Here is an 11,485-nt window from a genome sequence, read left to right on the forward strand (position 1 = left end):
TGTGAGCGACTGGCAGCCGTCGGCGCTGCAGCTGGAGCGGATGGCGTACCGGCGGCGACGGACCGTGCGGTCGGGAACGATCGCCGCGGTCAGCACCGTCGTCCTGGTGGCGCTGCTCGCGGTCGGAATCGGTTCGACGCCGGGCTGGCCGCGGGTCCGAGAGACGTTCTTCAACGTCGAGCGCGGCTGGGATGCGTTGCCGGTCGTTGCCCAGGGCCTCTGGTTGAACGTCCGGGTGATGCTGGTCTGCGCCGTGCTGATCGTCATCCTCGGGCTGACGCTCGCGATCATGCGCACGTTGCGCGGGCCGATCTTCTTCCCGCTGCGGATCTTCGCCGCGGCGTACACGGACGTCTTCCGTGGACTGCCGTTGCTGCTGGTGATCTTCCTGCTCGGCTTCGGCGTACCGGCCCTGCAGTTGCGCGGGCTGCCGAACGAAGCGGTGATCTGGGGCGGTGCCGCGCTGGTCCTGACCTACTCGTCGTACGTCGCCGAGGTCTTCCGCGCCGGTATCGAGTCGATCCACCCGTCGCAGCGCGCGGCCGCGCGATCGCTCGGGCTGTCGCACCGGCAGACCCTGCGCTTCGTCGTCCTCCCGCAGGCCGTACGCCGCGTGATGCCGCCGCTGCTCAACGACTTCGTCTCGCTCCAGAAGGACTCCGGCCTGATCGCCGTGCTCGGAGTCATCGACGCGATCCGCGCCGCCCAGCTCGAAACCGCCGAGGACTTCAACTTCACGCCGTACGTCGTCGCCGGCATCCTGTTCGTCGCGCTGACGATTCCGCTCACCCGCCTGACCGACTGGGTCGCCCGCCGGCAAGGCTGGTACGGCGGGGGAGGAGGTCCGGTATGACCCTGCTGTCCCTGCGCGGCGTCCGCAAGACGTACGGCGCGAACGTGGTCCTCGACAACTTCGACCTGGACGTCGACGCCGGCCAGTGCGTCGTGCTGATCGGCGCCTCCGGCTCCGGCAAGTCGACCCTGCTGCGCTGCGTCAATCTGCTCGAAACCGTCGACGACGGCGTCATCGAGCTCGACGGCGAGGACATCACCGACCCGCGCGCCAACGCCGACCAGATCCGCTCCGGTATCGGGATCGTCTTCCAGTCCTACAACCTTTTCCCGCATCTGTCGGTCCTCGATAACGTCACGCTTGCTCCCATCCGGGTCCACGGCGTTCCCAAGGCTGACGCCCGGGCCCGAGCCCTGGCGATGCTCGACCGGGTAGGCCTGGCCGACAAGGCGAACGCCCGCCCCGACAACCTCTCCGGCGGCCAGCAACAACGAGCGGCCATCGCCCGGGCGCTCGTCAACAACCCGAAGCTGATGCTGCTCGACGAGGTCACCTCGGCGCTCGACCCCGAGCTGGTCGGCGAGGTCCTCGACCTGCTCAAGGACCTCAAGTCCGACGGCATCACGATGCTCATCTGCACCCACGAGATGACCTTCGCCCGCCAGGTCGCCGACCAGGTCTGCTTCCTCGACCAGGGCCGCCTGCTCGAGTCCGGCCCACCCGACCAGGTCCTCGGCCACCCCCGGGAACCGCGCACCCAGGAGTTCCTCAGCCGCATCATCAACGCGGGCCGCCTCTAGGACCGCGCCGCGAGAACGGCAGGCCGATCTTGTCGCCCGAGCCGCCGGGAGCTAGCCGGCGACGGTCGTGCTGGCGGGAGCGCTCCGACGCCTGCTCGTTGGTGGGTGTGGTTGTGGTGGGGGGCGTTTCGCTAAGTGCTGGTTGGCGGGTGTTGTTTTGGTGGGAGCGCTTCGGCGCATGCTTGCGGGTGGGCGTTGTGCTGGCGGGAGCGCTTCGGCGCGTGCTGGTTGGTAGGTGTTGTTGGGGTGGGGCAGTCTGGCGCGTGCTTGCCCGTGAGGGTGGTTGTGGTGTGGCAGTCGGGCGGATGTTCGCCGGCGGGTCTTGTTTTGGTGGGAGCGCTTCGGCGCACGCTTGCCGGCGGGCGCCGTACTGGCGAGCACACTCCGGCGCAAGCGTGCGCGATCCGCTCGGTCGCACCCGGGGGCCGCCCGTCGCCTAGCATCTCGGGATGGTGACTCGTGAGGTTGATGGCGTCCGGATCGGTCTGCTCGGGCTGCGTCAGGCGGTCGCTGAGCGGAGCCTCGGGCTGGAAGGCGTCCACATCACGCGCCCGGGCGCGGACCCGGTCTCGTTCCGGTGGGTGAGTGATGATCGCCGCGACATCTTCTCGGTCTCGAAGACGTTCACCTCGGTCGCGATAGGGATGGCCAGGGCGGACGGTCTGCTCGATCTCGACGATCTGGTCCTGACGTATCTGCCCGAGTTCAAGAGCACGGCGGCCGACGGCGTCGAAGAGCTGACGATCCGCCACCTCCTGTCGATGACAGCGGGGATCGACTTCCGCTGGGATCCGGACGTCGACCTTCCCGGCGATCCCGCCCAGCTGTTCCTGTCGACCCCGCTGGCTGCCAGGCCCGGTACCAAGTACGCCTACCGCGGCACCAACTCGTACGTCCTCGGCAGGATCATCGCCGCCGTCAGCGGCTCGGACCTCCGCGACTACCTGCTGCCACGGTTGTTCCGGCCACTCGGCATCGGCAACCCGCAGTGGACCCGCTGTCCCATCGGCTACCCGCTGGGCGCGATGGGTCTGCACCTGCGCACCGAAGAGATCGCCCGCCTCGGCGAGACCCTGCTGCACAACGGCGAGTACCGCGGGCAGCAACTCGTCCCGGCCGACTACGTCGAGCTGATGCGGACCGACCTGACCTCGACCGGCCGCCCGGACGAGCCCGACAACTCGTCGTACGGGCTGCACTGCTGGCCGTGCGCGCGCGACGACGCCTGGCGGATGGACGGTCTGTACGGGCAGTTCTGCATCATGTTCCCGCACCAGCAGGCCTGCGTGACGGTCACCGCGCACTACGAGCAGCTGACCATCGACATCCTCGACGCCCTCTGGACCGAGCTCGTCCCGTACCTCTAGGACGTCAGAGCCGAGGCACTGTCGGACGAGCGGGCCCGAATGGCTTCGCTGATGGTCCGGACCGCACGGGCGACGTTCTGCGCGGTGGCCTCGGCGGAGTCCTGCTCGGCCTCGTGGACGAACGCGGTGGCGCCGCGCGGGCTGCCGGCGTAGTCGATGATGCCGTGCTCGATCTGGGTCTTGAACGCCGTCATGTACCCGTGGCGCTCCCAGAGGGCGGCATCGTCACCGGCGATCGGCAGCAGATGGGTCGTCAGCGCCTGGAGCTTCGGTTGCAGGCCCGCGGTCGCGGAGTGGTCGAAGGCCCAGCCGTTGATGAAGACCCGGTCGATCCACCCCTTCAGGAGCGCGGGCATCGACCACCAGTACGCGGGGAAGACCAGGACGAGATCGGTGGCGCGCTCGAGACGGCGGTGCTCGGCGGCGATCTCGGCCGAGTACGTGGCCTGCGCGCCCGCGGCGTACGACTGCCGGTCCGCCGGGCCGAACCGGGGATCGAACCCTTCCGCGGACAGGTCGGCGACCTCGACCGAGCCGGGGTGGAGCGCTGCCTCGAGCTCTCCCAGCACGTGGTGCGTCAAGGACTTCGGGTCGGCGTTCGCGGCGACCAGCAAGGTGTGCATCGGGACTTCCGTTCACTCAGGGGAACCTACTATCAGTAGCCTACCATTAGTAGGTTAATTCCGAATGAGAGACTGCGTCCCATGGCCGAGCGAAGACTGTCCAGCGCCGACCGGCGCGCCCAGCTGGTCTCGATCGCCCGCGAAGTGATCGCCGCCGAGGGCACGGACGCGCTCACGCTCGCCCACCTGGCCACCAAGGCGGGCATCTCCAAGCCGGTCGTCTACGACCACTTCTCGTCCCGCTCGGCGCTGCTGCTCTCGCTGTACGAGGACTTCGACCATCGGCAACTCGCCGACCTGCGGGCCGCGACCGCGCTCCCGTCGTCGGATCTGCGGCAGCAGGTCGACGCGATCGCCGCGGCCCACGTCACGTGCATGGTGTCCCAGGGCACCGAGCTCAGCGGGGTGATGGCCGCTCTGGAAGGCACGCCGGACCTCGAGAAGGCCAGGCGCGACTCCGAGCACCGGTACGTCGAGATCTGCCGCGAGGCCATCCACCGAGCCGATGCCACCGCGGACCTCAACGAGCAGTCGGCCATCGCCTTCGTCGGCGCCGCGGACGCCCTGGGCCACGCGGCCGCCCGCGGAACCATCACCCCGGCAGTGGCCCGCGCAACCATCACCACCGTCCTGCTGGCCCTGGTCGCCGGGGGCCGACCGCTCAGCCCAGTGGGTTGAGCTCCTGGTAGTCCGCGTCCTGCATGACCCGCCGTACGCCGATGGGCTGCTGCGTCGGGACCCCACCGGGACCGGGGACCTGCGACACCAGCGCAGCGATCTCGAGCGCACGGGCCTCTGACTCCACATCGATGACCTGGAATCCGGCCAGCAGCTCCTTCGACTCCAGGAACGGCCCGTCGGTGATGACGGGCGCCGAGACGCCGTCCGAGGTGACGGACTTGGCAAGCTCAGGCCCGGTCAGCGCCTCGCCGCCGATCAGCTCGCCGGACTCCCGCAGGTCGGCGTTCAGCTTCTCGTAGTAGTCCATGTGCGCCTTGACGTCCTCCGGCGCCCACTCCGTCATCGGCGTCGTGATCGCGCCACCGTCGTAGTTCACGATCAGCAGGAACTTCGTCATCCCGGTCTCCATCCGTTCGGCACCCCGGTGGTGCTCTCACCCAGGGGACGAACCCGACGCTACGTCCTCGACATCCCCGGCGACGAAAGTTCTCAGCGCGACGACAGGTACGTCAGGACGGCCATCACCCGGCGGTTGTCGTCCTCGGACGGGGGGAGGTCGAGCTTGGCGAAGATGTTGTTGGTGTGCTTGCTGACGGCCTTCTCGGTGACGAAGAGGGCGGCGGCGATGGCGGCGTTGGAGCGGCCTTCGGCCATCAGGCCGAGGACCTCGGACTCGCGCGGCGTGAGGCGGGTGACGGGGGAGTCGCGGGTGCTGCGGGCCAGGAGCTGGCCGATCACGTCGGGGTCCATCGCGGTGCCGCCGCCGGCGACGCGGCGGACCGAGTCGAGGAACTCGGCGACGTTGGAGACCCGGTCCTTGAGCAGGTAGCCGACGGCGCCGCCTCCGCCGGTGAGCAGCTCCCGGGCGTAGAGCTGCTCGACGTACTGGGACAGGACCAGGATCGGCAGGCCGGGGACCTGGCGGCGGGCCTCGATGGCGGCCTTGAGGCCCTCGTCGGTGAAGGTGGGGGGCAGCCGGACGTCGACAACGGCCACGTCCGGCCGGTGCTCGACGAGCGCCGGGACCAGCCGGGGGCCGTTGTCGACGGCTTCGACGACGGTGAAGTCGTGGGCTTCCAGCAGCCGGATCAGGCCGTCCCGGAGGAGGGCGTGATCTTCAGCGATGAGGACTCGCAAGGCAACTCCATGATCACGGTGGTCGGCCCGCCGGTCGGGCTGACCACGGTCAACGTACCGTCGAAGGCGGCCAGCCGCCGCTGGATTCCGTACAGGCCACCTCCCACTGTGACCGTCGCCCCACCGACGCCGTCGTCGCCGACGATGATGTGCAGCCGCTCCTCCTCGTGGGTGATCTGCACCCAGGCGTTCGTCGCGGCGGAGTGTTTGATCGCGTTGGCCAGTGCTTCGGCGACCGCGAAGTACGCGGCGGACTCGACCGGCGCCGGCGGACGACCCGGTACGTCGTACGTGACGTCGACCTTGAACGGGCAGGTCAGCGCGAGCGCGTTGACCGCGCCGTCCAGTCCCCGGTCGGCGAGCACCGGCGGGTGGATGCCGCGGACCAGGTCGCGCAGCTCCGACAGCGCCGTACTGGCCGACTCGCGGGCCTCGGTGAGCAGCGCCGCGGCCTGCTGGGGGTCGCGGGCCACCATCTCCTCGGCCATGCCGAGGTTCATGCTCAGCGCGGCCAGCCGGGCCTGGGCCCCGTCGTGCAGGTCCCGCTCGATCCGGCGCAGCTCGGCGGCCTGGGTGTCGACGGTCTCGGCGCGGGACTCGGCCAGCTCTCGGACCCGGATCGCCAGCTGGGCGCTCTCGGTCGGGCCGAGCAGCGACTTGGCCAGGAACGCGTTGGCCCGCAGCAGCCGCTCGCCGGCCGCCGACCAGATCAGGAACGCGACGAGCCCGAGCGGCACCATGATGAAGGCGGTCAGCGGCGTCAGCGTGGGCAGGATCGCCCCGCCGAACGGCTCGTCGAACACGCCGGCCGGCGTCACCCAGACCAGGAACGGGTAGATCAGGTAGAACAGCGAGGCCAGGAACAGTACGGCGGACAGCAGGTTCAGCGTGAACCCGATCACCGCGTTGACCAGCAGCCAGGCGACGTCGCGCCAGGTGGCCGGGTCGGCGAGCGTGGTGCGCAGCCACATCAGCATCCCGGGCATCGGCGGCTTGCGGTACGGCCGCTCGATCCGGACGCCGAGGAAGCTCGACAGCATCGTCCGGTGGCAGTTGGCGAACCAGCGCACGCAGGGCACGAAGACCAGCAGCATCGGGATCCCGACCCAGACCGCGATCAGCGGCACCGAGACCACGTTGAGCACGAAGAAGGCGATCCCGATCTCGGCGAGAACGGCCAGCCCGAGCGCGACGAAGGGCTGGGCCGGCCGCGGGAACCGCAGCGGCGGCGCCTTGGTGGCGTTCTGGATGGTCGTCATCGTGTCTCCCGTGGTCAGGTCCAGCGAACTCCCTCCATCATGACCGAGTCCCGGGTCCGCCTCAGGGGTGCTAGGCCCACCCTGACCAGGTGGTTAGCACCCAGATCGCCAGGGTGGTAGCACGCGTGCGCTGAGCGGCGATGGGCACCAGGGTGGATCACGTACGCCGGCCAGGGCCGCAACACCCGGGCCTCCACCGCTCACGAGACGAGGCACCTGATGGCACCGCCACTTGCCCCCGCCGCCACACCCACCCGGACGAAGGGCAGCGATTTCGCGCCGCTGCTGCGTCAGGTCCGCGAGGCCGGCCTACTGGAACGCCGTACGGCGTCGTACGCGATCGCCATCGGGCTGAACGTCGCGCTGATCGCGGCCACCTGGGCCGGGGTGATCCTGCTGGGCAACTCGTGGCTGCAGCTGCTGCTGACGATCCCGCTCGCGATCTTCACCACCCGGGCCGCGTTCTTCGGCCACGACGCCGGGCACCAGCAGATCGGCAGCTCCCGCAAGCTGCACGACCTGATCGGGCAGCTGCACGGCAACCTGTTCTGCGGGATGAGCTACGGCTGGTGGAACGACAAGCACAACCGCCACCACGCGAACCCGAACCACACCGACAAGGACCCGGACGTCGGCGAGGGCGTGCTGGTCTGGACGCTCGAGCAGGCCGAGGGCCGGACCGGTCTGCACGGCTGGCTGAGCCGCAACCAGGCGAAGATCTTCTTCCCGCTGCTCACGCTCGAGGGCCTCAACCTCAAGGTGTCGAGCGTGCTGTTCCTGGTCGGCCGCCGCAAGCGCCACGAGGCGCGGGTCGAGCTGGTGCTGATGGCCGTGCACCTCACGCTGTACTTCACCGCCCTGTTCCTGGTCATGTCGCCGGGCAAGGCCATCGCGTTCGCCGCGCTGCACCACGCGCTGTTCGGTCTGCACCTGGGCAGTGTCTTCGCGCCGAACCACAAGGGCATGGAGATGCCGGACGACGACAGCAACTGGGGTCACCTGGACAAGCAGGTCCTCACCTCGCGCAACGTCGACGGCGACCTGGTCACCGATTGGATGATGGGCGGCCTGAACTACCAGATCGAGCACCACCTCTTCCCGAGCATGCCGCGCGCCAACCTGCGCTTCGCCCAGCCGATCGTGCGCGCGTACTGCGAGAAGATCGGCATGCCGTACCTGAGCACGGGCCTGATCGAGTCGTACAAGATGGGTCTGGGACACATGCACGAAGTGGGCAGCGAGCTCCGCGCTCAGCACGCGAAGTGAGCAACTCGCTCTGCGCTTTGCCTCGCTCCGCTCGGCGGGTCGTGGGGCCTCGACCAGATTCCCTTCCACTGGATCGCGTGATCGGTTAGGTTCCTGGTCTCGGGGCCGCCTTGTACGAAGGAGACCTGCATGACCGACACGTCCGGTTTGAGTCGTCGCGGCCTGCTCGGAGCCGTCGCCGGTGCGACCGCCGCCACCGCCCTGTCCACACCGGCCTGGGCTGCTGAAGACCAGCGGCCCGGAGCGGTGAGGCCGCCGGCGCTGGACAAGTACGACCGGCAGATCGTGCAGGGGATCTCCTCGGACCGCGCGCTGCAGCACCTGAAGGTGCTGTCCGAGCAGATCGGCCCGCGGATCGGCGGCACGGTCAGCGAGAAGCGCGCCGCAGACTACCTGGCCGGGCAGCTGGACAGGTTCGGGTACCGGACCCGGCTCGAACCGTTCCCGGTCGCGGACAAGTTCACCGCCCAGATCGGTGACCCGCGGAAGCTGCTGCCCGACGACATCTGCTGGCAGGCCGGTGCCGCTCCCGGCGGCAAGCTCAACGTGACGGTCCAGGGTCCGGCGCGCGACGTCGGGCCCGCGACGGCTCCGGTCTGGCCCGCTGACGTCGCCGGCGCCGTCGTACTGGCTGATGACACCGCGGCGGCGCGGCCGGGCTTTGTCGCCGAGGCTGCTGCGCGGGGTGCGGTCGCGGTGATCCTGTTGCCGGCCGACCAGGCGTTTCCCCGCCGGGCCTCCGCGTTCTCGCCGAGCGGGCTGACGGATGCGCCGATCCCCGTGATCGGCGTCGCGCAGGTGCAGAAGCGGTTGCTGCGCGAGGCGCTTGCCGTGGTGACGTCGCTGCCGCTGTCGATCGGTACGACGGCCCACCGCGGCCTGATCTCGAACAACGTGATCGGCGAACGCCGCGGCAAGGGCAGCAACGCGCCGATCGTGATGGTCAGCGGCCACTACGACACGGTGATCGGTGCGCCGGGCGCGAACGACGACGGTTCCGGCACGGTCCTCACGCTCGAGCTGGCGCGCGTCCTGGCGAAGCTGCCGACCGAGGCGACGCTGCGGTTCGCGCTGTGGGGCTCGGAGGAGCAGGGGCTGATCGGGTCGCGTTACCACGTGGCTCAGCTCGCGCAGGATCAGCGCGACCGCTACCGGGCCGTGTTCCAGAACGACATGGTCGCGACCAGCTGGGACCCGGCGATCGTCTACTGGCTGCTCTCCTTCGACGGACTCGCCAACACCGCGACGGACGCCGTACGGGCTGCTGGTCAGCGTCTCGGGTACGACGCGCAGATGGTCGGCCCGGTCACCCGCGGAGCCAGCGACCACCAGTCGTTCCAGGAGGTCGGGATCGCGGCCGCGAACTTCTCCTGGCGCGGCGAGTCGTCGCCCGCGCTGCTCGAACCGCCGTACCACTCGCCGGAGGACACGATCGCCAAGAACGTCAGCCTGGAACGGCTCAAGGTCTCGATGGAACTGATCGGCACCGCCGCGTACGCCGTGGCCCGGCGCCGCTGAGCCAGTCCGTGCGTAGAGCCCGTGCGCGGAGGGCCGTGCGTCGGCGGATAGCCTTGAGGCGACATGTCACCTCGTCGGCGCAAGCCCTCCAAGCACACTCGGCCGGTCAGTGACCGGCCGCTGCTCGGTGGTACCCAGGAGCGGCAGAGCCGCGGCGACGGGGACTGGATCGTACGGAAGGTCAGCGGTACGGCGTCGACGAAGGCGTACCGCTGCCCGGGCTGCGACCAGACGATCCTGCCGAACACCCCGCACGTGGTGGTCTGGCCGGAGAACCCGAGCCTGCTCGCGGCGATCGGTGGCGCCCAGTCGCTGGACGAGCGCCGCCACTGGCACACCAACTGCTGGCAACGCCGCCGTTAGGCTGTGTCTCCCGAGAAAGGCCCCGCATGAAGCTGCCTGTCACGTCGTACGGCGAGAGCGGTACGCCGGTCGTGGTGATGCACGGACTGTTCGGCTCCGGCCGGAACTGGATGACCGCCGCCCGCCGGCTCGCGGCGTCGCACCGGGTCTACGCGTTCGACCTGCGCAACCACGGCACCTCCGAGCACGTGCCGACGATGACGTACCCGGAGATGGCCGAGGACGTCCGCGAGACGATCGAGGCGCTCGGCGTCGGCCCGGTCGCGCTGGTCGGGCACTCGATGGGCGGCAAGACCGCGATGCTCACCGCGCTGACCCACCCCGAGGTGGTCGAGCGGCTGGTCGTCGTCGACGCGGCGCCGGTGTCGTACCCGCCGCAGTTCGAGCAGTACTCCCAGGCGATGCGCGGCGCCGACCTGTCGAACATCCAGCGCCGTGCGGAGGTCGACGCCCAACTGCAGGACGCCGTACCGACTGCCGGGACCAGGGCTTTCCTGCTGCAGAACCTGATCCTCGACGACCAGGGCGCTCGCTGGCGGCCGAACCTCGAGGTCATCGAGGCGTCCTTGCCGGGGATCTCGGGCTGGCCCGACGGCGTCACCGGCTCGTACGACGGACCGACGCTCTTCATCTACGGCGGCAAGTCGGACTACGTGCGGCAGGACCACCGGGCGACCATCGAGGCGCTGTTCCCGCAGGTCCGGTACGAGGTGGTCGCCGAGGCCGGGCACTGGGTGCACGCCGAGCGGCTGGACGACTTCCTCGCGGCGCTGACGCCGTTCCTGGCCTGAACCGTCCGGGGATGTGATTCGTTGCCCGCTCGCGTAGGATCTAGGTAATTTTCTACCCAGACGCGAGCGGGAGGTGCCGGTGAACCGATCAGTCCTGGCCGTCGGCGGTCACATCGGGGACATGGACCTGTCGGCGGGGCCGACGCTGGCCAAGCTCGTGATCGAGGGCGCGAACGCGACGATCGTCGCGCTGACGCCGGGGGAGCGCGGTCACCCCCGGCTCTCGCCGGCGGAGTACCAGCGGCAGAAGGTCGCCGAGGGCGAGGCGTTCGCGACCGCGATCGGCGCCGACTTCATGGTGCTCGGCTACAGCGAAGGCTTCCTGCCCGACACCGACGACGTCGCGCTGGAGCTGGCCACGATCATCCGCGACCAGCAGCCCGACACGGTGATCACGCACTGGCGGCACAGCTCGCAGCGCGACCACGAGCACACCGCGCGGATCACCGAGCGGGCGATCTACCTGGCCGACCTGCCGATGGACCACGAGCTGCCGCGGCACGCCGTACGGACGTTGCTGCACACCGAGCACGCCGAGGACCTGCGCGACTTCGCGCCGACGGCGTACGTGCCGATCCCCGACGATGCGTTCTACCGCTGGGTGAGCGCGATCCGGCACCAGGCCTTCGCGCGCGGCGAGACCGACGGGTTCCGGCACATCGACTACTACACGGCGCTGATGACGATGCGCGGCTGCCAGGCGGGCTACCCGCGGGCGTGCGCCGTGCTGGACCCGAGTGGTCCCGAGGTCAGCAAGCTGTCGGCCTAGGGCGTGTCTGGCAATTCTCGCCTACTGCGCGGCACTCGGCGCGGCACCTCGGAGCACTGGAGCAAAGCCCACGATGGAAAAACATCGAGGGCTTCACTCCAGCACTCCGAGCTGCCGC

General features: G+C 69.6%; 13 protein-coding genes. 9 read left to right on the forward strand and 4 right to left on the reverse strand.

The features are described 5' to 3' along the window. Position 1 precedes the first annotated feature (1 nt). From ACLQ2O_RS17775 to ACLQ2O_RS17785, 3 genes are all read left to right on the forward strand, one after another. Positions 2 to 853 (forward strand): amino acid ABC transporter permease, encoded by an 852-nt coding sequence (locus ACLQ2O_RS17775; RefSeq protein WP_425832578.1) that lies wholly within the window; start codon positions 2 to 4, stop codon positions 851 to 853. Continuing rightward, positions 850 to 1,593, forward strand: a complete 744-nt coding sequence (locus ACLQ2O_RS17780) for an amino acid ABC transporter ATP-binding protein (RefSeq protein WP_425832580.1) — start codon at positions 850 to 852, stop codon at positions 1,591 to 1,593. The genes ACLQ2O_RS17775 and ACLQ2O_RS17780 overlap by 4 nt, the downstream gene beginning before the upstream one ends. A gap of 449 nt (positions 1,594 to 2,042) precedes the next feature. After that, on the forward strand, positions 2,043 to 2,960 hold the full coding sequence (locus tag ACLQ2O_RS17785) for a serine hydrolase domain-containing protein (RefSeq protein ID WP_425832582.1): 918 nt from the start codon (positions 2,043 to 2,045) through the stop codon (positions 2,958 to 2,960). On the opposite strand, the gene ACLQ2O_RS17790 is transcribed toward ACLQ2O_RS17785, so the two are convergent. Beyond that, the gene (locus ACLQ2O_RS17790) at positions 2,957 to 3,583 is read right to left on the reverse strand and encodes an NAD(P)H-dependent oxidoreductase (protein WP_425832584.1); all 627 of its coding nucleotides are present in this window, start codon (positions 3,581 to 3,583) and stop codon (positions 2,957 to 2,959) included. The genes ACLQ2O_RS17785 and ACLQ2O_RS17790 overlap by 4 nt on opposite strands. Before the next feature lie 81 nt (positions 3,584 to 3,664). Between ACLQ2O_RS17790 and ACLQ2O_RS17795 the strand changes: the two genes are divergently transcribed. Next, positions 3,665 to 4,261 (forward strand): TetR/AcrR family transcriptional regulator, encoded by a 597-nt coding sequence (locus tag ACLQ2O_RS17795; protein WP_425832586.1) that lies wholly within the window; start codon positions 3,665 to 3,667, stop codon positions 4,259 to 4,261. Here ACLQ2O_RS17795 and ACLQ2O_RS17800 read toward each other — a convergent pair. The 3 genes from ACLQ2O_RS17800 to ACLQ2O_RS17810 all read right to left on the reverse strand — a co-directional run bounded on the left by ACLQ2O_RS17800 (position 4,245) and on the right by ACLQ2O_RS17810 (position 6,660). Continuing rightward, a complete protein-coding gene (locus ACLQ2O_RS17800; RefSeq protein WP_425832588.1) occupies positions 4,245 to 4,661 on the reverse strand; it encodes a YciI family protein in 417 nt (138 codons plus the stop codon). The two genes, ACLQ2O_RS17795 and ACLQ2O_RS17800, sit on opposite strands and share 17 nt — an antisense overlap. A gap of 92 nt (positions 4,662 to 4,753) precedes the next feature. Continuing rightward, positions 4,754 to 5,401 (reverse strand): response regulator, encoded by a 648-nt coding sequence (locus tag ACLQ2O_RS17805; RefSeq protein WP_425832590.1) that lies wholly within the window; start codon positions 5,399 to 5,401, stop codon positions 4,754 to 4,756. Then, positions 5,353 to 6,660 (reverse strand): sensor histidine kinase, encoded by a 1,308-nt coding sequence (locus ACLQ2O_RS17810; RefSeq protein ID WP_425832592.1) that lies wholly within the window; start codon positions 6,658 to 6,660, stop codon positions 5,353 to 5,355. The genes ACLQ2O_RS17805 and ACLQ2O_RS17810 overlap by 49 nt, the downstream gene beginning before the upstream one ends. Positions 6,661 to 6,879: 219 nt before the next feature. Here ACLQ2O_RS17810 and ACLQ2O_RS17815 point away from each other — a divergent pair, with 219 nt between their 5' ends. From ACLQ2O_RS17815 to ACLQ2O_RS17835, 5 genes are all read left to right on the forward strand, one after another. Then, positions 6,880 to 7,926: a fatty acid desaturase family protein gene (locus ACLQ2O_RS17815; RefSeq protein ID WP_425832594.1), complete on the forward strand. Its 1,047-nt coding sequence runs from the start codon at positions 6,880 to 6,882 to the stop codon at positions 7,924 to 7,926. A 129-nt stretch (positions 7,927 to 8,055) separates the two neighbouring features. Then, positions 8,056 to 9,444 carry a M28 family peptidase gene (locus ACLQ2O_RS17820; protein WP_425832596.1) on the forward strand — a complete coding sequence of 463 codons (1,389 nt, stop codon included), beginning with the start codon at positions 8,056 to 8,058 and terminating at the stop codon, positions 9,442 to 9,444. A 63-nt stretch (positions 9,445 to 9,507) separates the two neighbouring features. Further along, positions 9,508 to 9,807 carry a hypothetical protein gene (locus tag ACLQ2O_RS17825; protein ID WP_425832598.1) on the forward strand — a complete coding sequence of 100 codons (300 nt, stop codon included), beginning with the start codon at positions 9,508 to 9,510 and terminating at the stop codon, positions 9,805 to 9,807. Between the two features lie 26 nt (positions 9,808 to 9,833). After that, positions 9,834 to 10,598, forward strand: a complete 765-nt coding sequence (locus ACLQ2O_RS17830; RefSeq protein WP_425832600.1) for an alpha/beta fold hydrolase — start codon at positions 9,834 to 9,836, stop codon at positions 10,596 to 10,598. Positions 10,599 to 10,677: 79 nt separating this feature from the next. After that, a complete protein-coding gene (locus ACLQ2O_RS17835; protein WP_425832602.1) occupies positions 10,678 to 11,367 on the forward strand; it encodes a PIG-L deacetylase family protein in 690 nt (229 codons plus the stop codon). The last annotated feature ends 118 nt before the right edge of the window (positions 11,368 to 11,485 follow it).

The sequence above is a fragment of the Kribbella sp. DT2 genome (assembly GCF_049844575.1).
GTDB lineage: Bacteria > Actinomycetota > Actinomycetes > Propionibacteriales > Kribbellaceae > Kribbella.